The organism is Gemmiger sp. An50, from assembly GCF_002161595.1.
Taxonomy (GTDB): domain Bacteria; phylum Bacillota; class Clostridia; order Oscillospirales; family Ruminococcaceae; genus Allofournierella.
The window spans coordinates 89,728-113,519 of sequence record NZ_NFID01000012.1 but is presented as its reverse complement, the minus strand read 5'-3'; the positions used below and the strand labels follow the sequence as shown (position 1 = coordinate 113,519).

Below are 23,792 nucleotides of genomic sequence, written 5' to 3'. Positions count from 1 at the left end.
CGCCGCAGGCCATCGGGGCGGCAGCCGCCGAAAACGGGGTGAACCTGTACACCCATCAAAAGAGCGGCACGGTGCACACCCTCACCGGCAGCGGCAACAACATCCGCTTTGCGGCAACGACGGATTTCGCGGCCGGGGATACCATCCAGGTGAACGGCCAGGCATGCACCGCCGCCACCGCCGCGGGCGATGCGCTGTGGGCCGGATTCTTCAAGGCCGGAGCGATGGTGGTGTGCTACCGAACGGGGAACGCCTTAACTTTTAACGGCGGGGGCCTGCCTGCGGCCGAAGCGGCCAAGCTGGCCCCCCAGAACCTGAAAACCGGCATTTCCGTCACCGTGAACGGCAAGACCGTCACTGGCACCTTCACCGCCGACGCCACCGCCGCCGCGGCCCAGATCCTTTCCGGCAAAACCGCCTACGTGAAGGGGGCGAAGGTCACTGGCACCATCCCCAGCAAAGCCGCGGCCAGCTACAAGCCCGGCACCGCCAGCCAGACCATCGCAGCCGGGCAGTACCTGAGCGGGGCCCAGACCATCCAGGGCGACGGGAATCTGAAGGCGGACAACATCCGCCAGGGGGTGAGCATCTTCGGCGTGGCGGGCAGCATGATTCCCCGCACCCCCGCCGCCTATGTGGCATACGGCCGTGTGCTGGCCCTGCAGCCGGGAAGCAGCGGCGAATACCACCGCGTGACCAAGGTGTCGGGCTATGCCGAATCCGGCACCGGCAGCCTTTCTGGGCTGGGTTATTTTGAGGACGGCTCGGGGGAACGCCAGGTCACCTGGAAATGCGCCAAGGCCGGGAAATACCTGGTGCAGCTGTTCGGCGACGGTTCGGTCTCCAAAACCGGGGAGGTGAGCCTTTCCAGTGGAAATACCGTGGTCCTGACCATCCCGGATGCGAGCGATATCTACTGGCGGGACATGAAATGCGGCGGCATGGCGATTTTGTATCTGCCCTGAGCCGTGCAACGAGAAAGGAGAAACGAAATGGCATTGAAGTATGAAACCAAGGCCCCCATTCTGGGCATCGACGTGAGTAAGTATCAGGGCAATGTGGACTGGCCCCGGGTAAAGGCGGCGGGCTATGCCTTCGCCTTCGTGCGGCTGGGCTACGCCAACGGGGACGGCAGCATCGTGGTTGACCCCTATTTTGAGCGCAACCTGAGCGGCGCGGCGGCCGCCGGGCTGGACGTGGGCGTGTATCTGTACAGCTACATCGACAGCGAGGAACATGCCCGCATCGCCGCCGCCCGGGCGCTGGAGCTGCTGGCGGGCCGGGCGCTGACCATGCCCCTGGTGCTGGACTACGAGCACGGCAGCAAATACGCCGGTTACGGCCGGGGAAAGAATACCGCCATCTGCAACGCCTTCATGGAGGTGGTGGCAGCGGCGGGCTATCTGCCCATGTTCTACAGCTACAAGTCCTTCTGCGACAGCTATATGGATATGAAGGCCCTCGAACAGTACGAGGGCCTGTGGATCGCCAACTACACCGGCAAGATCGGGGTGGACAATGCGGCCGTCTGGCAGCATTCCAGCAGCGGGTCGGTGCCGGGCGTTGCGGGCCGGTGCGATCTGAACCGGATGTACTGCGATCTGCCCCGCATCATCCGGGAGAGCTGTGCCCCCGAAAAGACGGAGTTCCGGCCCATTTCCGGCAAGCAGCTGGAGGTGTTCGACGCCAGCCGCTGCGAATACTTCACCGCGCCGGACATCAACGCGGTGGTGATGAACGCCGATGGTCGCACCGATAAGCTGCCGGAGGGCGCTTACAAGGTGCTGGCCCTGGCGGACGGCCTGGTGGACGGCTACCCCATGGTGCAGATCGAGTACCGGGGCGAAACCGTGTACGCGGCCATTCTGGACGACCGCTGCCGCCTGACCGACGCGCCGGAGGAGGGCCTGGAGCTGCGCCTGCGCCCGGTGCCCAACGAGGGCGACCGGAAGAGCATTGAAGCCTTCTGCAAGAACCTGGGCTTCTCGGCGGAGTTTATCTGGTGAGGGGGATGAATATGAATGAATGGAATGTGGTCGGGGTGCTGGTGGTGGTGGCCGGGTTGTTTTTGTCGGTGGGGGCTCCGGTGATCCGGCTGAACAGCACCCTCACCAAGCTTTCCACCCTGGTGGAGGGGCTGCAGGACCGGCAGGCCCGCCAGGAGCGGGACAACACCGACAGTCACCGCCGCCTGTGGAAGCACAACGACGGGCAGGATGCGGCCCTCAACGACCACGAAACACGCATCACGATTCTGGAGCGAAAGGAAGAGACAAGATGAAAAAGATCAACTGGATGGTACGCATTCAAAACAAGGCCTTCTGGCTGAGCCTGATCCCGGCGGTGCTGCTGCTGATCCAGGTGGTGGCGGCGGTGTTCGGCTACCAGCTGGATCTGGGCGAACTGGGCAACCGTCTGCTGGCGGTGGTGAACGCCCTGTTCGCCCTGCTGGCGGTGCTGGGCGTCATCACCGACCCCACCACCGACGGCGTGTGCGACAGCGACAACGTGCTGTGCGCGGGCAAGGCTGCCCCGGACGGCGCCGCAGACTCTGACGCGAAAAAGCAATAAGACAAAGCTGTGCCGGGCCCCGTTTTCGCCGGGGTCCGGCCTTTTTCGCGGATTTGCGCGGCTGGCTTTGATATGGTATAATACTAAAATATTGTTAGTTTAAGGGGGAGACACCCATGCAGAGCCTCACCGCGCTTGTGAGCGCGTGCAGCAATTTTATCTGGGGTGTGCCGATGCTGGTCATGCTGTTCGGCACCCATCTGTTTTTGACCGCCCGGCTGCGGCTGGTGCAGCGCCACATTCCCAAGGCCATCCGGCTGAGCCTTTCGCCGGATGAGGGCAGCCAGGGCGAGATCAGCCAGTTTGGTGCGCTTGCCACCGCGCTGGCGGCCACCATCGGCACCGGCAACATCATCGGCGTGTCCACCGCCATCGCCCTGGGCGGCCCGGGCGCGGTGCTCTGGTGCTGGCTCACCGGCGTGTTCGGCATCGCCACCAAATACGGCGAGGCCCTGCTGGCGGTGAAGTACCGCACCCGGGGCAAGACCGGCGCCATCGTGGGCGGCCCCATGTACACCATCGAGCGGGGCCTGGGCTGGAAATGGCTGGCGGTGATCTTCGCCGCCTTCACCGTACTGGCCACCTTCGGCGCGGGCTGCACCGTGCAGAGCCACGCCATCACCGACGTGATCCACACCACCTTCGGGGTGGCCCCCGCCATTTCCGGCCTGGTGGTCACCGCTGTCACCGCCGTGGTGATTTTGGGCGGCGTCAAGTCCATCGCCAAGGTGTGCGAAAAGCTGGTGCCCTTCATGAGCCTGTTTTACATCCTGGGCTGCATCGCCATTCTGGTTCTGAACGCCCCCTATCTGGGCGAGGCGCTGGCGCTGATCGTGAAAAACGCCTTCGGCTTCCAGCAGATCGCCGGTGGCTTTGCGGGCGGCGCCATGATGGCCGCCTGCCGCTACGGCATGGCCCGGGGCCTGTTCTCCAACGAGTCGGGCCTGGGCACTGCGCCCATTGCGGCGGCCACTGCCCAGACCAAAAACCCGGTGCGCCAGGCGCTGGTCTCCATGACCGGCACCTTCTGGGACACCGTGATCGTCTGTGCCATGACCGGCATCGTGGTGGTGAGCAGCATGGTCAAGCAGCCCCAGCTGTACCAGGGCGCCAGCGATGACGCCATGACCCGTCTGGCCTTCGCCAACCTGCCCGCCGGTCAGATCGTGCTGGCGCTGGCCCTGTCGGTGTTTGCCTTCACCACCATCCTGGGCTGGAGCTACTACGGCGAGCGCTGTGTGGAATACCTGTTCGGGCCGAAGGGCATTCCGGTGTACCGGCTGGTGTTCCTGGTGGTGCTGTTCATCGGCGCGGTGGCCAACCTGGAGCTGGTCTGGAGCTTCGCGGACCTGATGAACGGTCTGATGGCCTTCCCGAACCTGCTGTCGGTGCTGCTGCTCAGCGGGGTGATCGTGGCGGAAACGCGGCACTATCTGTGGGAAAACCGGCTGGATGAGCAGGCCGAGACTCTGGATTGACCGCACACGAATCTGCATAAATATGCTATAATAAAGGCCGGGTTTTCAAAAACCCGGCTTTTTGATGTTCAGGAGGGATAAACCGTGAATCTGTGGGGGCATTTCTGCACCATCAATCACCACAAATGGCTGGTGATGAAGCACTGCTTCCGGCTGGGGCTTTACTGGCGGGGGCTGACCCATGACCTTTCCAAATATTCGCCCAGTGAATTCTGGCCGGGCGTGAAATACTACCAGGGCAACCGCAGCCCCAACGACGCCCAGCGCCAGGCCGAGGGCTGCAGCACCGCCTGGCTGCACCATAAAGGGCGCAACCGGCACCATCTGGAATACTGGATCGACTACGACCCGGCGGGCAGCGGCAAGCTGATCGGCAATAAAATGCCTTTGCAGTTCGTGGCCGAAATGTTCTGCGACCGGGTGGCCGCCAGCAAGGTGTATAAGGGCAAGGACTACACCGACGCCTCCCCCTGGGAATATTACGACCGGGGCCGGGACCACTATGTGCTTCATCCGGAGACGCGAAAACTTTTGGAATACATGCTCCTCACTTTGCGGGACAAGGGCGAGGACGAGGCCTTCCGGGTGCTGAAAAAGGAGGTGCTGGGCCGGTGAAACGCGCGGTGCAATGGCTGAAAAGCGAACCGGTGCTGGCCATCTCGGCGGTGCTGGCGCTGGCCTCCTGCCTGGTGGTCCCGCCGGACGCAAAATATCTGGGCTATGTGGACGGCCGGGTGCTGGCCCTGCTCTACTGCCTGATGGCGGTAGTAGCGGGTATGGAGCAGGCCGGGGCCTTCCGGCGGATGGCGGCGGCGCTGGTCAAACGCAGCGGCAGCGGCAAGGGACTGTGCCTGGTGCTGGTGATGCTCTGCTTTTTCTCTTCGATGCTGGTCACCAACGACGTGGCCCTCATCACCTTCGTGCCCTTCGCGGTGCTGGTGCTGGCCGCCAGCGGCCAGGGCGGGCTGCTGCCCTGGGTGGTGAGCCTGCAGACGGTGGCGGCCAATCTGGGCAGCATGCTCACCCCGGTGGGCAACCCCCAGAACCTGTATCTCTACAGCCGCTACGGCTTTTCCGCGGGCGAGTTCTTTGCCCTCACCGTGCCCGCCACCCTGGCGAGCTTTGTGGTGCTGGCGGTGCTGTGTCTCTTCACCCCCGCCCGGCGGGTCACCCTGACCGCCCAGAATGACGAGGGGCCCATGACGGCCCGCCAGCGCGCCCAGCTGATTTTGTGCGGCGTGCTGTTCTGCGTGTGTCTGGCCTCGGTGTTCCATCTGCTGCCCTGGCCCGCGCTGCTGGCGGTGGTGATCGTGGCGCTGGCGGTGTTCGACAAAAAGCTGGTGCTGGGGGCGGATTTCGCTTTGCTGGTCACCTTCGTGTGCTTTTTTGTCTTCGCGGGCAATCTGGCCCGCATTCCGGCGCTGCAGAATTTTCTGGCCAGCGTGATGCAGGGCCGGGAGATGCTGGTGGGCGCGGCGGCCAGCCAGATCATCAGCAACGTACCGGCGGCGGTGCTGCTCTCCGGTTTTACCGAGAACGGCGCGGGCCTTCTGATGGGTGTGGACCTGGGCGGCCTGGGCACCCCCATCGCCAGCCTGGCCAGCCTCATCAGTTTGAAAATCTATTCCAAGGCCCCCGGTGCGAACACCGGGCGGTATCTGGCGGTGTTCAGCGCGCTGAACTTTGGCCTGCTGGCGGTTCTGCTGGCATTGGCCGGGTGCGGTATTCTGTAAATCCATGTGACATCCAAAGCGGCGGAGGGATTGCCCTCCGCCGCTTTTTTGTGCCCGAAACGGACTCGGTTGACAAAATGCAACACCTGGTTGACGGAATTCGGTCCGCGAATGGTGGACAGGCCCCCGCCCCATCGGGTATACTGGGTTCCAGCAAAACAAAAAGGAGTGGACGGTATGAGTCTGAACGAGGAGCTGGGCCGGCGGGTGCAGCAGCTGCGCAAGGCAAAGGGCTTTTCCCAGGAGGAGCTGGCGGACCGGGTGGGCGTGTCCCGGCAGGCAGTGTCCAAATGGGAGAGCGGCCAGACCGCGCCGGACCTGGAGCGGCTGCTGGCGCTGGGCGCTCAGCTGGACACCACCACCGATTATCTGCTGACGGGGCAGCACCCGGCAGCGCGGGAGCAGGGACCGGACGCGTCGCTCTTTTCGGTGGTGGGCACCGGCAGCACCGTGGCGGGCCTTCTGGCGGCGGCGATGCTCTGGTACGAAAAGCAGACCGCCATCGCCACGGCCATCGGCCTGCTGCTCATGGTGATGGGCTGCGTGATCTATGCCATCGGCATGACGGTGGGCGAGCCTGCCAGCCGTCCCCGGGCAAAGCGGCGCTTCTGGGCGGTGAACCTGTGGCTGCTGCCCTTCATCCCCCTGTCCATGGTGTACAACATCCTGGCGGGCGGCTTTGGCACCGCGCCCTATCCAATCCCGGTGTATCCGCTGGTGGGGTACGTCCTGTTCTGGGTGATCTACCTGGGCGGCTGCGGCACGCTGGAATGGCGGCTGCTGCGCGGCGCGAAGGACAAGCAGAAGTAAACAACAAAAAAACGAGCACCTGCGTTTTGCATGCAGGTGCTCGTTTGCGTTTGGGTTATTCTTCCCGGGGCTCGTCCGCTTCGGTGGATTCAGCGGGGGCTTCCGGGGTCTGGTCCGCTTCCGGAGCAGGCTCGGCGGCTTTCTCCGGCTCTGCCTTGGTGGCGGTTGCCGGGGCGGGCTCAGCGGTCTCGGTCACAGGGGCCTCCACTTCGGCCTTGGCCTTGGGGGCTGCCTTCTTGCGGGCCGGAGCCTTGCGGGCGGGCTTTTCGGGGGCCAGTTCCGGCTTGCCGTTGCGGGCACAGTAGCTGCGCAGCAGCTCCTGGTAGAAGTCCACAGCCGGGGGCAGCGCCAGAATGGACAGGTTCTCGTTGGCCGCGTGGATGCTGGCGTACTGCTGTTTGTTGATCTCCAGCGGGGCAAAGCGCAGGGCATTTTCCACCACGCCCTCGTACATATAGAACCTCGCGTCGGTGCCGCCGGTCATGATGTAGGGGGCCACCCCGTAGCCGGGGTAGATCTTGCCCATGGTCTCCTCCAGCAGCCGGAAGGCATCGCCGTTAAAGTCCACCTCGGCGCAGGCCGGGTCGGCTTTCAGTACCTCGGTGTCCAGCCCGCACTTTTGGGCGGCGGCACGGATGATCTCGATGCTCTCGTCGGTGCCCTGGTGAGGCATGCAGCGCATGTTGGCGGTGACCCAGGCCTGCTGGGGCAGCACGTTGTAGGCGGGGGAACCCTCGGCCATGGTGAAGGCGCAGGTGGTGCGCATCATCGCGCCCGCCAGCGGGTTCACACGGGGCAGCAGGAAGCAGAGCAGCGGCTCAAACAGCCACAGGTTGCCCAGCAGCATCCGCATGCCGAAGCTCATGTTGGGGGCCAGGCGCTGGAACATCTCCCGCAGGGTGGGGGAGAAGCGGGCCTGGAAGGGGCTGTGGCGGTCGGTCTTGCAGATGAACTTGGCCAGCTGTACCAGAGCGGTGTTGGGGCCGGGGGCGCTGGCATGGCCGCCGGCGGAATTGGCGGTGAACTTCACGTCTGCGTAGCCCTTTTCCACCACGCCCACCATGGCGTAGCGACCCTTGACTCCGGCCATGGGGGAATCCATGATCATGCCGCCCTCGTCCAGCAACAGGCCCAGATGGACCCCCTGCTCCTTGAGCCAGGCAGCAATGGCGGGCGCGCCGTCGCCGCCCCATTCCTCGGTGCAGCTGGAGGCCAGATACACGTCGCACTCGGGCTTCCAGCCCTCGGCCAGCAGCTCCTCCACCGCCTGCATGAAGCAGAACAGGCTGCCCTTGGTGGCCACGGTGCCGCGGCCCCACACAGAGCCCTCGGCGATCTCGCCGGAGAAGGGCGGGTATTTCCACTCGCCCTGAGCGGGCACCACGTCGTGGTGGCTCATGATCAGGATGGGCGCGCCTGCGCCGCCGTCCAGACCGGGGATCTTATAGACCAGGCTGCCGTTGAGCACGGTGCGGGTGGCTGCCTTGTGCACCAGAGGGAACTGCTCCCGCAGCAGCTTGTGGAAGGCCTGGAACTTGCGGCGGCTGGCCTGGTCCTTTTCCGACACAGTCTCGCACTGCACCAGCGTGGAAAGGGTCTCGGCATACCGCTGGGCCCGCTCCAGGTCGGAATCCGGGAACTGGGCCGAAGCGGCGGAGGTGGGCTTCATCTGAAGCGCGCGGGCGGCCGCAACGCCCAGCAGAATCAAAAGGACAAGAACGAGAATAAGCAAGATCCACAAAACAATCATAAAAAGGCCTCCTTAATGGGTGTATGGAAAAACGCGCACAGCGGCGCGAAAATATCTGTATTCAGCTGGCGGGCATCTGCTCGTCACATTTTAGTATACCATAGACCAAAACCTTCTGGCAAGGAAAGGAGGCAAAGAAAAAAGCGGCCGGCGCATTCCCTCCAAAAAGGGATGCGGCGGCCGCCTTTTCTTTTGATTATGGGGTGAGCGGCAGGGGCCGGGCTCACTTCTGCTCCAGGGTCTTGCTGAAGCTGTCCTTCAGGGTTACGATGCGGCCGAACACGCCGGGATTCTTGGAATCCGGGGTGAAGTAGCCCATGCGCACGAACTGGAACTTCTCGCCGGGCTTGGCGTCGGCCAGGCTGGCCTCCAGCTTGGCGCCCTTCAGAACCTTCACGGAATCCGGGTTCAGGAAGTCCTTGTAGTCGCTGCCCTCGGGCAGCTCGCCCATGTTCTCCTGGGTGAACAGCTTGTCGTACAGGCGAACCTCAGCGTCCACCGCATGGTCGGCGCTCACCCAATGGATGGTGCCCTTCACCTTGCGCCCGTCCACCGGGTTGCCGTTGCCGGTCTCCAGGTCGGCGGTGCAGCGCAGCTCGATCACCTCGCCGTTCTCGTCCTTGATGACCTCGTTGCACTTCACGATGTAGGCGCCCATCAGGCGAACCTCGCCGTCCGGCTTCAGGCGCTGGAACTTCGGCGGGGGTACCTCGGCGAAGTCGCTCTTCTCGATGTACAGGCTGCCGGAGAAGGCCACCTTGCGGGTGGAAGAGTCGTTCGCGGCCTTGTTGGGGTTGTTGGGAATATCGAAGTATTCCACCTTGCCCTCGGGGTAGTTGGTGATGGTGAGCTTGATGGGCTCGGTCACGGCCATCCGGCGCAGAGCGGTGGTCTCCAGCTCGGTGCGGATGCAGTACTCCAGCAGGCGGTAGTCCACCAGGCTGTATACCTTGGAGACACCGGCCTTCTTCACGAACTCAAAGATGCTGGAGGGGGTGTAGCCCCGGCGGCGCAGGCCGCACAGGGTGGGCATGCGGGGGTCGTCCCAGCCGTCCACGATCTCCTTTTCCACCAGCTCGCGCAGGTAGCGCTTGCTCATCACGGTGTTGGACACATTCAGGCGGGCGAACTCGCGCTGGATGGGGAAGGGACCCAGGTGCAGGTTGTTGATGACCCACTCGTACAGGGGACGGTGGTTCTCGAACTCCAGGCTGCACATGCTGTGGGTGATGCCCTCGATGGCGTCCTGGATGGGATGGGCGAAATCGTACAGGGGGTAGATGCACCAGGCATCGCCCTGGCGGTGATGGTGAGCGCGCACGATGCGGTAGATGGCCGGGTCGCGCAGGTTCATGTTGGGGCTGGCCATGTCGATCTTGGCGCGCAGGGTGCGGCTGCCGTCGGCGAATTCACCGGCGCGCATGCGGCGGAACAGGTCCAGGTTCTCCTCCACGCTGCGGTCCCGCCAGGGGCTGGGCTTGCCGGGCTCGGTCAGGGTGCCGCGGTATTCCTGCATCTGCTCGCGGGTCAGATCGCACACGTAGGCCTTGCCCTCCTTGATCAGCTGCTCGGCATACTCGTAGCACTTTTCAAAGTAGTCGCTGCCGTAGTAGATGCCGCCGTTGGGCACGGCGCCCAGCCAGCGCAGGTCCTCCTCGATGCTCTTCACATACTCGTCGTCCTCGCGCACCGGGTTGGTGTCGTCATAGCGCAGGTTGAACTTGCCGCCGTAGGCGTTGGCAATGCCCCAGTTGATCCAGATGGCCTTGGCGCTGCCGATGTGCAGGTAGCCGTTGGGCTCCGGCGGGAACCGGGTGTGGATCTCTTTTACACGGCCCTCCGCCAGGTCCGCGTCGATGATCTCGGTGAGAAAATTGTTCGGCTTTTCCATAGCTGATTCTTCGCTCCTCTTATTTCGAAGGGGCCCGCAAAGGGGCCCCAAACGCTCTATTCTCCCATTCTACAGGATTTTGCCCCGCTTTGCAACAAAAAAGCGGGGCAGCAAAGGGCAAACGGCTCCTCACACCGTGTCCCGGTGCAGGAACCGGCGCAGTCCGGCCTCATCCAGCGGCATGGTGTAGTAAAATCCCTGCAGATAATCTGCGCCGAGGCCCGTCAGCTGCTGAGCCTGCTGGCTGCTCTCCACGCCCTGGGCGATCACCAGCTTGCCGCAGTCGTGCACAAAGTCGATCAGATGGGCCAGCAGCCGGGGGGCCCGGGAAAGGCAGGTGCGCATCACGTAGCGGTCCAGCTTCACGGCCCCCGCCTCCGGCAGGTCCAGAATGCGGGTCAGGTTGGAATGGCCTGCGCCGAAGTCGTCCACCGTGATGGCGGCCCCGGCGGCGAACAGCTGGCGGATCAGCCGGGGAACCTCGTCGATCTGGTGCAGGCTCCGGCTCTCGGTGAGCTCAAAGGCCAGCCGGGAGCAGGGCACCCCCTTCTCACGGGCCATGCGCACGAACCGGTCCGCCAGGTCCGGCGCGGCCAGCTGCAGCGGGCTCAGGTTCACGCTTACCCGCTCCACCCGGCTGAACAGCTCCGGGTCGGCGGCCATGGCCGCCAGCAGCGAGTCGAAGATCACTTCGCCCATCCGCTCGGTCAGGCCGCAGCGCTCGGCGATGGGCACAAAGGCATCCGGACCAAGCAGGCCCAGCTGCTCGTCGTCGATGCGGGGCAGTACCTCCAGCTGCACCGGCTTTCCGGTGCGGGCGTCCAGCACCGGCAGATAGCGCAGCGCAAAGCGGCCCCGATCCAGCGCGCCGGTCAGAGCACGGCGCACCGCCAGAGTGCGCTGCAAACGGGCCAGCGCCTGATCGTTCACCCACTGGGGGGCGGCGTGGGCCGGTCCGTCGGGGACGAATTCCTCCAAAAGATCCAGCAAAAGCAACGCCTGCTCCAGCTCCGGCGCGCAGCGCAGGCCGTCCATCAGCAGGGCGGGCTGGGTCAGGGTGACGGTGCAGCCCTCCAGGGACCAGCCCTCGTTCAGCCCGGCGGCAAGCTCGGCCATCTGGCTGCTGAAGCCCTCCCGGCTGCCCTGGCTGAACACTACGAACCGGTCCGCCTGGCTCAGAAAGAAGACGGTGCACCGGGGCAGCGCGGCCCGCAGCCGTGCCGCGGCCGGGGCCATCCAGGCGGCGGGCTGGGCCGCGCCCGCGTCGTTGGCGGGGGCGATGCGCAGAAAGGCCAGGCAGTAGGGCTTGCGGAACTGGTAGCAGTCCCACAGAGTATCCGTCAGGGCCCGGTAGTTGGGGCAGCAGCTGGCGTTGTGGATCTGGTTGCCGGGCAGCGGAGCGCCCAGCGCCGCGGGCAGCAGCGACAGCGAGACCGCGAACCAGAACAGCCGCACGCCGCCCACGGCCATCTGCAGCAGCATGGTGGCCAGCACGAGCCCGGCCATGCAGGCGGCGCAGCGGCGGCCCGGGCCCGGCCGCGCGGCGCGCAGCCAGAAGGAACCCAGCGCCAGCAGCAGCCACCAGCAGATCAGCAGGGGCCGGTAGAGCGGACCGTTGTCAAAGCCGCCGGAGGGCGAGGGGCGGTACATCAGCCCCAGCCAGGGGCTCAGCAGCGCCCCGGCGATCCCGGCGCAGAACAAAATGCTCAGCAGCCGCATCATCCCGCGCAGCCGGGGACCGGGGGTCTTGGCCAGAAACAGGGTGCACAGGATGAAGAAGGGGAAAAACAGCGTTTGGCTGATCAGCCAGGCCACCAGCAGCCCGTGGGCCGCCCAGGCAGGCAGCCAGGGCCAGGCTCCGGCGCGCAGCGGGGTGGCCAGCACGTCCAGTGCGGTGGCCGCCAGAGCGCTGGCGAAGGTCCGGTTCAGGGAGATGCGGGTGAGGGTATGCGCCCCCCGCCGCAGCAGGCAGATCAGCGCCAGCGCGGCCAGAAATACAAATCCGGCCATCTGGAAATAGATGTTGTAATGGATGGTTGTTTCCATGACGTACCTCCCGCGCTCAAAGCTCCCGCAGGCTGCGGGTGGACACCCAGCAGCCACGGTTGCGCTTGGCGGTATAGAGCGCCACGTCCGTCTTCTGATAGGCTTGGTTCAGCGATTCGGCGGCGGGGTCGAACAGATGCACACCCACGCTCACGCCCACCGGCACGCCCAGCTCCAGCTTGCTGGCAAGGCCGGGCAGCTGGTCGCAGATGCGCCCGGCCAGGCCCTCGGCCTGGGCCCAGTCCGCGTCAGGCAGCAGCACAATGAACTCGTCGCCGCCCAGCCGCACCGCCATGCCGGGAGCAGGGGCCAGCTCCTCCAGCAGCCGGGCCACCTGGCGCAGCAGCACGTCGCCGATGGGATGGCCCAGAATGTCGTTCACTTCCTTGAAGTGGTCCAGGTCCATCATCAGAAGGGCTGCCTGTTTGGGCGGGGCGGGCTGGTTCAGCAGCTCGTTCACCCGCACCCGCAGCCCGCGCCGGTTGTACAGGTCGGTCAGCGGGTCCCGGTTGGCCCGCTGGCGCAGCTCGTCCTCCCGGCGGCGCTCTTCGGTGATGTCCTCAAAGGTCACGATGGCGTGGCTGGGCGTCTGGCCCGGAGTGCGCACGGCGGTCAGGGTCACCCGGGTCCAGCGGTATTCGCTCTGGCCCGGCCAGCGCACCATGAAATCGCCCTGCACTGCCTCCTGGGTCTTGCGGATCTCATGGAACAGCGCCAGAAAGCCGGTGGAATGCTGGGGCGCCACCGTGCCGTTCTGCACCAGCAGGGCGGGTTCGGTGGGCTTGGGGGCCTTCTCGCCGGGCCGGGGCTCGGCACAGGAGGTCATGGTATGGGCGGACAGATCGTAAACAAACAGGGTGATGGCGGTGTGCTGCAGCGCCATGGCCAGCAGCTGATTGCTGGTGCGCAGCGAATCCTCGGCCCGCTGCACCTGACCCTCTCGCTGCCGGTGGTAGACCGCCAGCAGCACCAGCATCACTACCGAGGCGGCCAGCATCTTCAGCGCCATGAGCATCACGAGCCTGGTCTCCTGGGCGTTGGTTGCCAGCAGCGTGTTCTGGGGCACGTCCTGATACAGGTACCAGTCCCGGATGCCGGTGGGGGTGCACAGCCAGGCCACCGCATCGTCGCCGCTGCCCGCGGTGTCGAAACGGCCCTCCTCGCTTTCGGGCAGCTCGCCCAGGATCTGGCCGGGCTCGGTGGCCCAGAAGCCGGCTCCGTCCTGCAGCTGAGCTTTCAGGCTGCTGGAAGCATAGACCAGCATACCGTCCGGCTGGAACACCGCCACCCGGCTCTCGTCTGACAGGCCGTACAGGGTGAGTACCTGTTCCAGCTGGTCCACCTTCAGCACGCCCAGCACCGCGCCGGTCACCAGCTGCTCGGGGCTCACCCGCACCGGCACATACACATAAAACCGGTCGTCATGGTAGGTGAAGCTGGTGTATACGCCGGAATAGCCGCTCTGACCGGCGAAGGCGTTGTCCAGCGCTTCTACGCTGGAAAGGTCCAGCGAGATGCCCTGGGAGGAGATGGCCTGCTTATCCAGCGAGACGGCCAAGATCTGGGCGAAGTCGCTGCGCTGGAAATACTCGTCCAGCAGCTGGCGCACCTCCTCCTCGCCGCTGCCCTCGGGCAGGCTGGCAATGGCGGTGGCCGCCCGCTGCACATAGCTCATCTGCCGCTCCAGATAGCTGTCCAGCATGGAGATGCAGGAGCGGGCGGTATTTTGAAGCGCGTGCTGGCTGGAGGCGATGGTGTAGCGGTTGAGCTGAAGGGCAAAATCCAGCGTGCTGAGCACCAGGGTCACGAACAGCAGGGTAAGGCCCACAAGGGCAAGGCGAAGCTGCCGGGCGGTGCGCGCCCAGCGGCGGAAAACGGACAAATGTTTCATCAGAAGATCACTCCTCTGGCGTGGGGCAAAGCGGCGGAAATCCGGGGATTTTGCGGCCGGTTTTACCCAAACTTGGGCTTTTCTGGTTAAAATTATAGTAAAAAGCAGCCCGGCGCGCAAGCTATATGCATACAATTCGCGCAGGAATTTTTCCGGCGCGGGCGGAAAATACGGCAGAAACGCCAAAGAAAGGCGCAAACATTGACAGGAACAATGCGCTGTGGTAATGTAAAATAGCGAATGTCCATGCGCATATTTAATAAGTAAAGAGGCGCAGGGGCGAGGCGAGACCGCGCGCAAAAGAATAACGGCCCGCCGCCCGCGGCAGCAATGCCTCCGGGGCGGGTCAAGAGCGAACGCTGCCCGCGCGGCGCTGCCCGGCTTTGGGCGGCCTGTTTGCGGGCATTGGATTTTTTTGCGCGGTATACGCGCAGGCAGCGAAGGGTGAAAAGGAGCGATAAGCGTGGAAAAACCACACAATAAGGCCGGTAAGGGGCGGCAGCTGATCCCCTTTCGACTGGAGCACATGGGCAGTCCCGGTGAATTTGCAAAATATGCATTTTTGTTGAATCTGGGCCTGTTCCTCACCGCGGCGGGCATCCACCTGTTCAAGACCCCCAACCACTTTGCCATGGGCGGCACCAGCGGTATGTCCATCATCATGGCCACCCTGTGGCCGGGAATGAACGTGGGCGGTGCTCTGTTCATTATCAACGGCATTCTGGTGGCGCTGGGCATCATCTTTCTGGGTGTGAAGACCATGGGCGTGACCATCTATTCCTCGTTTGCCCTGTCGGCCTTCGTGAGCCTGCTGGAAAAGGTCTACCCCATGAGCGCCCCCTTTACCAACGATACGCTGCTGGAGCTGTGCTTCGCGGTGGCCCTGCCCGCCGCGGGCAGCGCCATCGTGTTCAACGTGGGGGCCTCCACCGGCGGCACCGACATTGTGGCCATGATTCTTTCCAAGTACACCAGCATGGAGATTGGCCGGGCGCTGCTCATCTCGGATCTGGCCATCGCGGCCTGGGCGGGCGGGCTTTACGGCGTGGCCACCGGTCTTTACTGTGTGCTGGGCACCTTTGCCAAGGCCTTCATGGTGGACAGCTTCATCGAGAGCCTGAACCAGCGCAAGGTGGTCACGGTGATCAGCAGCCATCCGGAGGATATGAAAAGCTTCATTCTGGAAAAGCTGCACCGCAGCGCCACGGTCTACACCGCCGAGGGCGCTTACACCGGCCAGGCCGAGCAGGTGTTCACCACCGTGCTCACCCGCCGTCAGGCGGTACTGCTGCGCAACCACCTGCGCCGGGTGGACCCCAAGGCCTTTTTGACCATCGTGAATTCCTCCGAGATCGTGGGCAAGGGCTTCCGGGCGCTGTAAACGGGACCTTGGCGCAACAATTCGTTCAAAATTGCGCGGTATGATATACGATGGAGCGCACCGCGCCGCTCCCATGCCGCCGGGGCGTTTTGCAGCCCTGGGCGGTCCGCATCGTTTTTTCGCGGGGGCGGGGCTCCCGTACAGCAAGAAGGAGTGTTTGATACATGCGGGTAGGCTTGGACATCGGTTCCACCACCATCAAGTGCGTCGTGCTGGATGAGCACGATCAGGTCATCTACGATACATACGAACGTCACGGCAGCCACATCACCGCAAAGGCCGGGGAGCTGCTGGCCCGTCTGGCCAGGGAGAAGGTGCCCGGCGGCAAGGCATATCTGGCCATTTCCGGCTCCGCGGGCATGGGCCTGGCGGACGGCTGCGGCGTGCCCTTCGTGCAGGAGGTGTTCGCCACCCGGGTGGCCGCGAAGCGGCTGGCTCCCCAGGCGGACGTGGTCATCGAGCTGGGCGGCGAGGACGCCAAGATCCTCTTCCTCTCCGGCGGCACCGAGGTGCGCATGAACGGCAGCTGCGCAGGCGGCACCGGCGCCTTCATCGACCAGATGGCCACCCTTTTGAAGATGAGCCCGGAGGAGCTGAACACCGCTGCCAGCCGGGCCAAAAAGACCTACACCATCGCCAGCCGGTGCGGCGTGTTCGCAAAAAGCGACATCCAGCCCCTGATCAACCAGGGCGCCGCTGCGGGCGACATCGCCGCCAGCATCTATCAGGCGGTGGTGAACCAGACCATCGCGGGTCTTGCTCAGGGCCGTCCCATCCAGGGCAACGTGCTGTATCTGGGCGGCCCGCTCACCTTCAACAGCGAGCTGCGCAAGAGCTTTGACCAGACGCTGGAGCTCACCGGCCTGTGCCCGGACCACAGCCTGCACTTTGTGGCCATGGGCGCGGCCTTCTACGCGGACAAGGAGATGGACCTGGCCCAGGTGGCACAGGCCATCGGCGGCATCCAGCAGGTGGGGGACTACACCAGCCAGCCGCCCCTGTTTGCGAACAAGCAGGAATACGAGGACTTCCACGCCCGCCACATGCGCGCCAGCGTGCCCTGCGTGCCCTTCGGGGCCGAGGTGGGCCCGGTGCACATCGGCGTGGACTCCGGCTCCACCACCGTGAAGGTGGCCGTCATCGACGACAACGCAAACCTGTTGTTCACCGACTACCAGCCCAACCTGGGCAATCCGCTGCCCCTCATCCGTGAAGTGCTGCTCAAGCTGTACCAGAACCACCCCAACCTGGAGGTGGCCAGCGTCACCAGCACCGGCTACGGCGAGGAGCTGGTCAAGCATGCCTTCCGGGGTGACTTCGGCGTGGTGGAAACGGTGGCCCACTTCACCGCCGCCCGGCACTTTTTGCCGGATGTGGATTTCATCATCGACATCGGCGGCCAGGACATGAAGTGCTTCAAGATCGAGGACGGCGCCATCAGCGACATCTTCCTGAACGAGGCCTGCTCCAGCGGCTGCGGCAGCTTTTTGCAGACCTTCGCCCAGGCGCTGGGCTACGACGTGAAGGAGTTCGCGGCCCTGGGCCTGTTTGCGGATAAGCCCGTGGACCTGGGCAGCCGCTGCACTGTGTTCATGAACTCCAGCGTCAAGCAGGCCCAGAAGGACGGCGCGTCCATCCAGAACATCTCGGCGGGCCTGTCCATCAGCGTGGTCAAGAACGCCATCTACAAGGTTATCCGCGCCGCCAGCCCCGAGGAGCTGGGCCGCCGCATCGTGGTACAGGGCGGTACCTTCTACAACGAGGCTGTTCTGCGCGCCTTTGAAAAGGAGATGGGCGTGGAGGTGGTCCGGCCGGACATCGCCGGTCTGATGGGCGCCTTCGGCGCGGCGCTGCACGGCCGTTCCCTGGTGGAAAAGGGCCACAAGAGCAGCCTGCTCACCCGCCAGGAGCTGCTGGAGTTCACCCAGAAGACCCAGAACGTGCAGTGCAACGGCTGCACCAACCACTGCCAGCTCACCGTGAGCACCTTCGCGGGCGGCCGCAAGCTCATCAGCGGCAACCGCTGCGAGAAGCCGGTCACCGGCAAGACCGCCGAGAACGACCTGAACCTGTATGCCTACAAGCAGAAGATGCTGGCGAGCTACAAGCCCGGCCCGTCGGTGCGGGGCACCATCGGCATCCCGCTGTGCCTGAACATGTATGAGCTGCTGCCCTTCTGGCATGCCTTCTTCACCAGTCTGGGCTTCGCGGTGGTCACCAGCCCGGTATCCACCCGCGCCATGTACATCAAGGGCCAGGCCAGCATCCCCAGCGACACCGTCTGCTTCCCGGCCAAGCTGGCCCACGGCCACATCCGCGCACTGGCAGACATGGGCGTGAAGACCATCTTCTACCCCTGCATGAGCTACAACATCGACGAACATCTGGGCGACAACCACTACAACTGCCCGGTGGTGGCCTATTACCCGGAGGTGCTGGCGGTGAACTGCCCCGAGCTGGCAAACGTCACCTTCATCAACGAGTTTGTGGGCCTGCACCGCCCGAAGGACTTCAAGAAGAAGATGTTCGAGATCCTGAACCGGTACTTCACCGGCATCAAGCGGGCCGAGGTGGAGCGCGCGGCCGACATGGGCTACGCGGAATACAACGCCCACATGCAGCGCCTGCGGGACAAGGGGGCCGAGATCATCGCCGCCGCCCGGGCCGAGGGCAAGCGCATCATGGTGCTGGCGGGCCGTCCCTACCATGTGGACCCAGAGGTCAACCACGGCATCGACGCGCTGCTGTGCCGCCACGGCGCGGCGGTGGTCACCGAGGACAGCGTGGCCTGGCATGAGGAGAAATTCCCCACCACCGTGCTGAACCAGTGGACCTACCACTCCCGCCTGTACGCCGCCGCCAAATACTGCACCACCCAGAAGGATATGGACCTGGTGCAGCTGGTAAGCTTCGGCTGCGGCGTGGACGCCATCACCACCGACGAGACCCGCGAGATCCTGCACGAGGGCGGTAAGCTGTACACCCAGTTGAAGATCGACGAGATCACCAACCTGGGCGCGGTGAACATTCGCATCCGCAGCCTGCTGGCCGCGCTGGACGAAAAAGAACGAAAGGGGGAATGACCCAATGGAACCCAATTATCCCCGTTTTACTCAGGAGATGAAAAAGACCCACACCATCCTGATCCCCAACATGCTGCCCCTGCACTTTTCCATGCTGGCGGCGGCGCTGGAATACGAGGGCTATCACGTGGAGGTTCTGGGCAACTGCGGCAGCCAGGTGGCGCAGCTGGGCCTGAAGTACGTGCACAACGACACCTGCTACCCGGCTCTGCTGGTCATCGGCCAGTTTCTGGACGCGCTGCAGAGCGGCAAATATGACCTGGACCACACCGCTCTGCTCATCACCCAGACCGGCGGCGGCTGCCGTGCCTCCAACTACATCCACCTGCTGCGCAAGGCGCTGCAGCGGGCGGGCTACGGCCACATTCCCGTGGCCAGCCTGAACTTCTCGGGCCTGGAAAAGGACTCCGGCTTCCAGATGAATCTGTCCATCGGCCGCAAGGCCATCGCCGCGATTTTCTACGGCGATCTGATCATGGCTCTGCGCAACCAGACCTCCCCCTACGAGGTCACCAAGGGCCAGGCCAAGGCGCTGGCCGAAAAATGGGTGGATACCATCTGCGGCTGGTTTCTCCAGAACAAGGGCTTTTCCGGCGGCGAGATGAAGGCCACCTTCCCCAAGATCGCCAAAGACTTCGCCGCCATTCCGGTGGTGCGCACCCCCAAGGTGAAGGTGGGCGTCGTGGGCGAGATCTACGTGAAATACTCCCCCCTGGGCAACAATAACCTGGAGGAGTTCCTGGCCAGCCAGGACTGCGAGGTGAACCTGCCGGGCCTGTTGGGCTTTGTGGATTACTGCATCAGCAACATGGGCGACACCGTGCGCTTTTACGGCGGCAGCCTGGCCGAGGTATGGGGCAGCGAAGCGCTGCTGAAATACCTGGACGGCTTTGAGCGGGCCATGGGCAAGGCCATGCGTGAGGCGGGCTTCCACGCCCCGGCGCGCTTTCTGGAGCTGCGGGAGATGGCAAACGGCATCATCAGCCGCGGCAACAAGATGGGCGAGGGCTGGCTGCTCACCGCCGAGATGGTGGAGCTGGTCACCAGCGGCTACGAGAACATCGTCTGCGCCCAGCCCTTCGGCTGCCTGCCCAACCACATCTGCGGCAAGGGCATGATCAGCCGCATCCGGGCCATTTATCCCAATGCCAACATCACCCCCATCGACTACGACCCCAGCGCCACCCCGGTGAACCAGGAGAACCGCATCAAGCTGATGATCAGCGTGGGCAAGGAGCGGCTGGAGGAGAGCGCCGCCGCCCAGCCCGCCCCGGTGCAGGAGCCGGTGGCCGGCCTGGAATCCAAGATTGAAAGCATTCCCGGCGTTCGCTGAGCGCCGGAATACAGCGAGAAAGGAAGCCGCAGATGAGCGACTTTGTGATTTTTGACATGGAATGGAACATGGGCTACCAGCCCAAGACCTTCCAGTATCAGGGCGTCGAGCAGACCCTGCGGGGCGAGATCATCCAGATCGGCGCGGTGAAGCTGCGGGACGGCCAGCCGGTGGACCGCTTTTCCCTGACCATGAAGCCCCGCATCTTCCCCCGGCTGCATCACCATGTGGCCAAGGTCACCGGCCTGACCCAGGCCCAGCTGGACGCGGGCGTGCCCATCAAGGAGGGCCTGCGCCGCTTTGCCGAGTGGTGCGGGCCGGACACCGCCCTGGGCGAGTGGGGGCAGGACGACGTGCCCGTGCTCAAGCAGAACCTGGTGCTCTGCGGCCTGGACGAGACCTGGCCCCGCAAGTGGTACGATCTGCAGCGGGTCTTCACCAGCCAGCGCCCCCGGCAGGAGGGCGAGGGCATGACCCTGGAAGCGGTGGTGGAGCGGCTGGGCATCCCCAAAAACGACGCCTTCCACGACGCCTTGAGCGACGCGGAGTACACCGCCGCGGTCTGCGGCTTTCTGGACCTTAGCCGGGGGCTTGCGGAATACCCCGACGAAGCGCAGCAGCTGAACGAGCTGCTCTGCCCGGAAGGCAAGGACCGGCGGGACTTCCAGCTCTGGCCCGGCCATGTGGACGGCGAGGCCTGGTCCACCAGCAGCGAGCTGCGGGGCGCGGTGTGCCCGGAATGCGGCGCGCCGCTGGCGCTGGACAAGGACGACGTCTGGCTGCGCAAGGGCAACAACTGCCTGTACAGCATGGGTGAGTGCGCCCAGCACGGCCCGGCCATGATCTGGCTGCGCCGGATGCGGCTGGACGGGCTGCACTTCACCTTCGCCCGGGCCACCGAGCCCGCGGGCAAGGAGGCCCAGGCCAAGTGGGCCAAGGAAAAGAAAGCCGCGCTGGAGCGGGCCCGCCGCAAGCGGGAAAAGGAAGCCGCCGAAGCGCTGGAACGGGTCCGCAACGCGGGCCGCTGAAAATTGAAGAATTGAGGAGGGACCCCGGCAATGAAACGCAATCGGTTGATTTTCTGCCGCCAGTGGGTGGCGAGAATGGCAAGCATCATCGAAACGGTGGTTGCACTGGTGGTGCTGCTGGCCATTCTGCTGGCGGGCGTAAGGGTGCTGCTGGAGCTGCAGGACCTGGTGCTCGCCCCGGATGTGGATGCGGCCTTCACCAGCTTTCTGCGCAGCGCCTTCAACGTGGTCATCGGCATCGAGTTTGTAAAGATGCTGGCCAAGCACAGCCCCGGCAGCGCCATTGAAGTGCTGCTCTTCGCCATTGCCCGCCAGATGGTGGTGGAGCATACCTCCCCGCTGGAAAACCTGGTGAGCATCCTGGCCATCCTGTTGATCTTCGTGATCCGCAAGTACCTGTTCGTGCCCGCCTTCGGAGCCCACATGCCCGGTGAAGATGCCTTCGGCACCTCCAGCCTGATGGCTGCACGGGAACAGGCACTGCGGGACGCGGATGCGGAGAAAGAGGAATGAGCGTGCGGCCTGATCCCTTTTCGCAATCCATACAATAATAAAGCGCCCGGCACGAAGTTTTAATTCCGTGCCGGGCGCTTTTTGTTATTCCACGATCAGGTCCACCTGGCGGCGGATCTGAAAATGCTCCTGATACAGCCGCTCCATGGGAATCCATTCCTCCCGGAAGCGGACCCACTGGTCCGGTCCGTTCCGCTTCAAGATCCGCTCCTGCTGCAGCCGGGGCGAAACATCAAAGAACACCTTCAGGCCGTACTCGCCCCGGCAGGCCGGGTGCAGAGCATAGGCGCCCTCCACGAAGACCACCGGTACTGCGGGCACCTGCCGCCATTCCCCCAGGCTGCGGCGGGCGCAGTCGAACCGCTGATAGGAAAAAGGCTCCCGCCAGGGCAGCCGGGGGGCCACCTGGATGGAGAACCGCTCGTAGTGCACATTGCCCCCGGGCTGACCCCGGCGCTGGGCGGTGCGCAGATGGGGCGGCAGGAAGAAGTCGTCCATGTGCACCACACCGGCGCAGAAGACCCGGCTCAGCCACTCGGCGGCCTCGGTCTTTCCGGCGGCGGCGCAGCCGTCCATGGCAACGGCCAGCCGCCGGTTCTCCGCAAGGCCCGCGCTGTGCTGGCTCACCGCCGCCATCAGGGGCAGCAGCCGGGCAAGCGGCCCGGAAAAGACCCGGTAGTGGGGCTGGTAGGCAGCCCGGTACACATCACTGTGGCGCAAAGGCGGGCAGCCCTTGTTCCGGTACAGGGCCAAAAATCCCTTCATGTTCCGGCTGCAGGCAGGGGGGAGCGCGTTTTGGGCGGCCAGCTGCTCCAGTGCCTCCAGCGCCTGGCGGAACCAGGCTTCGTCCCGCTGGGCGAGGGAGGAATCCAGCACGCAGGCCCGGGCCAGCTGGGCCGGAGTCAGTCCGCTGGCGGCGGCTCCCGCCAGATTCAGCCGTGCCGCGCCGGGCCCCAGCGGCTCCAGCAGCGGGGCTGCATCGTCCGGCGAGAGGGCCGCGTATTCTTTCGCCAGCGCTTGCAAAGCCTCCTGCTCCCCCGTATAAGTGCGGGACGCGCCGAAGGCCCGCTGGCGGCAGTATTTCACCAGGTCGGCGGGCTGGGCCAGAGGATGGGCGTCCAGATGCGCCTGCAGCTCCCGGGTGAACTGGGTCATGGAAAAGTCGTTCATAAAGAGATTCACCTCCAAAAAACCGGCGTTCCGCCAAGAGGCGGGGACCGGCTGCAAATCAGGGAAAAAGCGAACCGGCCGTGCGGTGAGCACGGCCAGCGAAAAAGCAATAGAGAAGAGGGCGTTAGGCCAGCACCACCAGCTCGGGCGGGGTGAGCAGCCGGAAGGGCACGCCGCTCATGCCGATGCCCTGGCTCACGAACAGCTGAGCCGGGCGGTCGGGCTGGGGCCGGTAAAGACCCTGGGGGAACATCTTGCCCCCCGGCGGCAGGATCATTTTGGTGAGCACCGGCACCTGCAGCTGGCCCGCGTGGCTGTGGCCGCTGAGCATCACATCCACATGGGAAAGATTCAGGTAGCGGGCCTTGTCCGGCATGTGGCACAGGCAGACCCGCCAGCCCTCGGCGGGCATATCCCGCAGCACCTTGCCGTCGGAATAAGGGGCCAGACCGCAAACCGTGGCACCCGGCGCGGGCTGCACGATCTTATCCCACAGGGGAACAAAGCCGCCGTGCTCCATCAGCATCCGGTAGAAGGGCGCGGCGCCCTGGCGCACGTCGTGGTTGCCCCACACCGCGTATTTGCCCAGCGGCGCTTCGATGCGCCGCAGCTGGCCCGCCAGCCAGGAAAAGTCCAGCATGTGGGCGTCGCGGGCGAACTTGGCGAAGAAGTCGCCGCCGAAGAGCACCAGCTCGGGGGCTTCGGCATTGATGGCGTTTACCAGCGGCTCCAGAAACTGGGGGGAATACATGGGCCCAAAGTGTACGTCCGAGAAAAAGAGGGCCTTCACCGGCGGGCGGCGGCAAAGCTCCGGGCGGCTGATGGTAAGCTGCCGGGGCTCCACCCTGGCGGCATACCAGCCCACCGCAGCCCCGGCCACGGCGGCTCCGGCGGCTGCGCCCAGAAACAGACGGGCGGCCCGGTCGGCACGGTTTTGATCCATAGGGTCTGACCTCCTGTGGGGGAATTGTTTCAATACCAGTATTATAACAAAAACGCACCTCGTTTGAAAAGCCGAGTCCGGACAAGAAAACTTTGGCCCTGACGTAGGATTTTGGGCCCCAATAAACGCAAAAGAACGCCTCAATACACCAAGTATTGGGGCGCTCTTTTT

General features: G+C 64.5%; 18 protein-coding genes and 1 pseudogene. 13 read left to right on the top strand and 6 right to left on the bottom strand.

Translation table 11 applies throughout. From position 1 onward, the window contains the following. From B5G03_RS17440 to B5G03_RS11475, 8 genes and pseudogenes are all read left to right on the top strand, one after another. Positions 1-965 (top strand): annotated as a pseudogene (locus B5G03_RS17440) (hypothetical protein); the annotation flags it as partial. A gap of 27 nt (positions 966-992) precedes the next feature. Next, the gene (locus B5G03_RS11505) at positions 993-2,006 is read left to right on the top strand and encodes a GH25 family lysozyme (protein WP_087181845.1); all 1,014 of its coding nucleotides are present in this window, start codon (positions 993-995) and stop codon (positions 2,004-2,006) included. An 11-nt stretch (positions 2,007-2,017) separates the two neighbouring features. Further along, on the top strand, positions 2,018-2,281 hold the full coding sequence (locus tag B5G03_RS11500; RefSeq protein ID WP_087181844.1) for a hypothetical protein: 264 nt from the start codon (positions 2,018-2,020) through the stop codon (positions 2,279-2,281). Beyond that, positions 2,278-2,571 carry a phage holin gene (locus B5G03_RS11495; RefSeq protein ID WP_087181843.1) on the top strand — a complete coding sequence of 98 codons (294 nt, stop codon included), beginning with the start codon at positions 2,278-2,280 and terminating at the stop codon, positions 2,569-2,571. Before B5G03_RS11500 ends, B5G03_RS11495 begins: the two co-directional genes overlap by 4 nt. Before the next feature lie 116 nt (positions 2,572-2,687). After that, positions 2,688-4,049 carry an alanine/glycine:cation symporter family protein gene (locus B5G03_RS11490; protein ID WP_087181842.1) on the top strand — a complete coding sequence of 454 codons (1,362 nt, stop codon included), beginning with the start codon at positions 2,688-2,690 and terminating at the stop codon, positions 4,047-4,049. An 84-nt stretch (positions 4,050-4,133) separates the two neighbouring features. Then, positions 4,134-4,664 carry a DUF5662 family protein gene (locus B5G03_RS11485; protein ID WP_275539304.1) on the top strand — a complete coding sequence of 177 codons (531 nt, stop codon included), beginning with the start codon at positions 4,134-4,136 and terminating at the stop codon, positions 4,662-4,664. After that, positions 4,661-5,782 (top strand): SLC13 family permease, encoded by a 1,122-nt coding sequence (locus tag B5G03_RS11480; RefSeq protein ID WP_087181841.1) that lies wholly within the window; start codon positions 4,661-4,663, stop codon positions 5,780-5,782. Before B5G03_RS11485 ends, B5G03_RS11480 begins: the two co-directional genes overlap by 4 nt. Positions 5,783-5,959: 177 nt before the next feature. Next, a complete protein-coding gene (locus tag B5G03_RS11475) occupies positions 5,960-6,592 on the top strand; it encodes a helix-turn-helix domain-containing protein (RefSeq protein ID WP_087181840.1) in 633 nt (210 codons plus the stop codon). Between the two features lie 55 nt (positions 6,593-6,647). Here the strand turns inward: B5G03_RS11475 and B5G03_RS11470 are convergent, their stop codons facing one another. The 4 genes from B5G03_RS11470 to B5G03_RS11455 all read right to left on the bottom strand — a co-directional run bounded on the left by B5G03_RS11470 (position 6,648) and on the right by B5G03_RS11455 (position 14,170). Beyond that, a complete protein-coding gene (locus B5G03_RS11470; RefSeq protein ID WP_242962426.1) occupies positions 6,648-8,342 on the bottom strand; it encodes a M20/M25/M40 family metallo-hydrolase in 1,695 nt (564 codons plus the stop codon). 223 nt (positions 8,343-8,565) lie between these two features. Beyond that, positions 8,566-10,233: a glutamine--tRNA ligase/YqeY domain fusion protein gene (locus B5G03_RS11465; protein ID WP_087181839.1), complete on the bottom strand. Its 1,668-nt coding sequence runs from the start codon at positions 10,231-10,233 to the stop codon at positions 8,566-8,568. 129 nt (positions 10,234-10,362) lie between these two features. Continuing rightward, on the bottom strand, positions 10,363-12,279 hold the full coding sequence (locus tag B5G03_RS11460; RefSeq protein WP_087181838.1) for an EAL domain-containing protein: 1,917 nt from the start codon (positions 12,277-12,279) through the stop codon (positions 10,363-10,365). A 16-nt stretch (positions 12,280-12,295) separates the two neighbouring features. Beyond that, the gene (locus B5G03_RS11455; protein WP_162613398.1) at positions 12,296-14,170 is read right to left on the bottom strand and encodes a sensor domain-containing diguanylate cyclase; all 1,875 of its coding nucleotides are present in this window, start codon (positions 14,168-14,170) and stop codon (positions 12,296-12,298) included. 463 nt (positions 14,171-14,633) lie between these two features. On the opposite strand from B5G03_RS11455, the gene B5G03_RS11450 reads away from it, so the two are divergent. From B5G03_RS11450 to B5G03_RS11430, 5 genes are all read left to right on the top strand, one after another. Continuing rightward, the gene (locus B5G03_RS11450; protein WP_343286900.1) at positions 14,634-15,551 is read left to right on the top strand and encodes a YitT family protein; all 918 of its coding nucleotides are present in this window, start codon (positions 14,634-14,636) and stop codon (positions 15,549-15,551) included. A 164-nt stretch (positions 15,552-15,715) separates the two neighbouring features. Further along, positions 15,716-18,634: an acyl-CoA dehydratase activase gene (locus B5G03_RS11445; RefSeq protein WP_087181835.1), complete on the top strand. Its 2,919-nt coding sequence runs from the start codon at positions 15,716-15,718 to the stop codon at positions 18,632-18,634. A 4-nt stretch (positions 18,635-18,638) separates the two neighbouring features. Next, complete coding sequence (locus B5G03_RS11440; protein WP_087181834.1) at positions 18,639-19,967, top strand: 2-hydroxyacyl-CoA dehydratase; 1,329 nt, start codon at positions 18,639-18,641, stop codon at positions 19,965-19,967. A 32-nt stretch (positions 19,968-19,999) separates the two neighbouring features. Then, positions 20,000-20,995, top strand: a complete 996-nt coding sequence (locus B5G03_RS11435; protein ID WP_087181833.1) for a 3'-5' exonuclease — start codon at positions 20,000-20,002, stop codon at positions 20,993-20,995. A gap of 30 nt (positions 20,996-21,025) precedes the next feature. Then, a complete protein-coding gene (locus B5G03_RS11430; RefSeq protein WP_087181832.1) occupies positions 21,026-21,508 on the top strand; it encodes a phosphate-starvation-inducible PsiE family protein in 483 nt (160 codons plus the stop codon). A gap of 84 nt (positions 21,509-21,592) precedes the next feature. On the opposite strand, the gene B5G03_RS11425 is transcribed toward B5G03_RS11430, so the two are convergent. After that, positions 21,593-22,678: a uridine kinase family protein gene (locus B5G03_RS11425; protein WP_087181831.1), complete on the bottom strand. Its 1,086-nt coding sequence runs from the start codon at positions 22,676-22,678 to the stop codon at positions 21,593-21,595. A 124-nt stretch (positions 22,679-22,802) separates the two neighbouring features. Further along, entirely contained in the window at positions 22,803-23,621 is an 819-nt protein-coding gene (locus tag B5G03_RS11420; protein WP_087181830.1) for a metallophosphoesterase, read from the bottom strand. Positions 23,622-23,792: the final 171 nt, after the last annotated feature.

Excerpts from the sequence above, each read along its gene's own strand:
- B5G03_RS11505 (WP_087181845.1), top strand. The coding sequence starts at position 993 with ATGGCATTGAAGTATGAAACCAAGGCCCCCATTCTGGGCATCGACGTG.
- B5G03_RS11500 (WP_087181844.1), top strand. The coding sequence starts at position 2,018 with ATGAATGAATGGAATGTGGTCGGGGTGCTGGTGGTGGTGGCCGGGTTG.
- B5G03_RS11495 (WP_087181843.1), top strand. The coding sequence starts at position 2,278 with ATGAAAAAGATCAACTGGATGGTACGCATTCAAAACAAGGCCTTCTGG.
- B5G03_RS11490 (WP_087181842.1), top strand. The coding sequence starts at position 2,688 with ATGCAGAGCCTCACCGCGCTTGTGAGCGCGTGCAGCAATTTTATCTGG.
- B5G03_RS11475 (WP_087181840.1), top strand. The coding sequence starts at position 5,960 with ATGAGTCTGAACGAGGAGCTGGGCCGGCGGGTGCAGCAGCTGCGCAAG.
- B5G03_RS11470 (WP_242962426.1), bottom strand. The coding sequence starts at position 8,342 with ATGATTGTTTTGTGGATCTTGCTTATTCTCGTTCTTGTCCTTTTGATT.
- B5G03_RS11465 (WP_087181839.1), bottom strand. The coding sequence starts at position 10,233 with ATGGAAAAGCCGAACAATTTTCTCACCGAGATCATCGACGCGGACCTG.
- B5G03_RS11460 (WP_087181838.1), bottom strand. The coding sequence starts at position 12,279 with ATGGAAACAACCATCCATTACAACATCTATTTCCAGATGGCCGGATTT.
- B5G03_RS11455 (WP_162613398.1), bottom strand. The coding sequence starts at position 14,170 with ATGAAACATTTGTCCGTTTTCCGCCGCTGGGCGCGCACCGCCCGGCAG.
- B5G03_RS11445 (WP_087181835.1), top strand. The coding sequence starts at position 15,716 with ATGCGGGTAGGCTTGGACATCGGTTCCACCACCATCAAGTGCGTCGTG.
- B5G03_RS11440 (WP_087181834.1), top strand. The coding sequence starts at position 18,639 with ATGGAACCCAATTATCCCCGTTTTACTCAGGAGATGAAAAAGACCCAC.
- B5G03_RS11435 (WP_087181833.1), top strand. The coding sequence starts at position 20,000 with ATGAGCGACTTTGTGATTTTTGACATGGAATGGAACATGGGCTACCAG.
- B5G03_RS11430 (WP_087181832.1), top strand. The coding sequence starts at position 21,026 with ATGAAACGCAATCGGTTGATTTTCTGCCGCCAGTGGGTGGCGAGAATG.
- B5G03_RS11425 (WP_087181831.1), bottom strand. The coding sequence starts at position 22,678 with ATGAACGACTTTTCCATGACCCAGTTCACCCGGGAGCTGCAGGCGCAT.
- B5G03_RS11420 (WP_087181830.1), bottom strand. The coding sequence starts at position 23,621 with ATGGATCAAAACCGTGCCGACCGGGCCGCCCGTCTGTTTCTGGGCGCA.